Genomic DNA, 1,457 nt, shown 5'->3' on the forward strand with positions numbered 1-1,457 from the left:
GCACCGGCAGGCGATCGCGCAGCGCGGGCACCGCGCAGGCCATCGTCGCCGCCGCGCGCCGCACCCGCCCAGGCGCACCGGCCTGCGCCTGCAGGGCCTCGCCGAGTCGCACGAACTCCGGATTCGCCAGTCCGCTGCTCACACACGCCCCCGTCAGTCGTGTCGCCGTGAGGAGCCGTTCCCCCACGCTGTCCACGCACGACAACGGCGCGTCCGTATGGACTTCCTGATACTCCAAACGGCTCACAAGCCTTCTGGGCCGTTCAGACCACCCGACCAGGTGACAACCACACCCGGTCAGCTCGCTCGGGGCCGGACCGCTCCGCCACGACCGGGGGCCACCGGCGCCTCACGACGCGTCCGGGCCGACGGGAAGGGCATGGTGTGGATCTCGTCGTCGCTGTCGTCGAGCGGGGTCTCGTCGACGCCGTGGGTGTGCAGCCACAGCCACGCGAGCCACCCGATGGCGGCGACCCCGACGAAGCTGATGAGCCGGTAGAGCAGGACCGCGGCCAGCGCGGGCTTCGAGGGCACGCCGCCGGCGACGAGGGCCGCGAGCAGGGCGCCGTCGACCAGACCGAGCCCGCCCGGGAGGAAGGCCGCGCTGGAGGCGGCCGTCGCCGCGGCGTAAGCGAGGAGCACCAGCGAGACCGTCATGCCGTTCGCGCCGACCGCGACGCAGCACGCCGCGAGGCAGGCGATGTCGCACAGCCAGTTCAGCAGGGCCGAGAGCCCGACGACGACCCGGCCGCCGCCACGCAGCTCGATGAGGGCGAGGCCCTCGATCTGCGTGGTGAGCTCCGCGACGCCCGTCTCGCGCGGACGGCGACGCACCCGGTTGACGAGGCGGAGGCCGCCGATGCCGACGGCGGTGATGAGGCCCGGGCGGCGGCTGACGACGACGATGACCGCGCCGAGCGCGACGATCCCGGCCAGCTGCAGCAGCTGCGGCCCGAGCGTGGTGGCCCGACCGTTGACCACGAGCGCCGAGCCGACGGCGATCCCGGCGAGCGCGAGGCTGGCGGCCACCCCGCCCGCGACCATCGTCCAGGTGGTGATCGGTCCGCTGGCGCCCCAGCTGCGGCGCTTGCGGAACGTGTAGGCGGTCGACAGCGCGGCCCCGCCCGGCACGGTGAGGTGCAGGGCGTTCGCGGCCAGCGTCACCAGCACGACCGCGCGGAAGCGCACGTGAACGGCGGCCGCGCGCAGCAGTCGGTGGTGGAGCAGGGCGAACGCCAGGATGGAGGCGGCCTCGAACGAGATCGCGAGGACCACCCAGACGGCGTCGGCGGACGCGAGGGCGGCGCCGGCCGCGTGGATGGTCGGGGCGATCCAGACGCACCCGACGGCGAGCGCGCCGACCACCACGACGGCGGCGACGATGCGCGCCACGCGCCCGGCAGCGATGCGACGCGCCTCGCGCACCGCGCCCTCGACCGTCACGCCCACACCCCCAC

The 1,457-nt window shown here is 74.9% G+C and carries 1 protein-coding gene; it reads right to left on the minus strand.

Going from position 1 to position 1,457, the window contains the following annotated elements:
• Window positions 1–297 precede the first annotated feature (297 nt).
• A partial coding sequence (locus AC0CYZ_RS07355) for a lysylphosphatidylglycerol synthase transmembrane domain-containing protein (protein ID WP_472213803.1) occupies window positions 298–1,457 on the minus strand: 1,160 nt, incomplete at its 5' end.

This window comes from Actinomycetospora sp., from assembly GCF_055612215.1.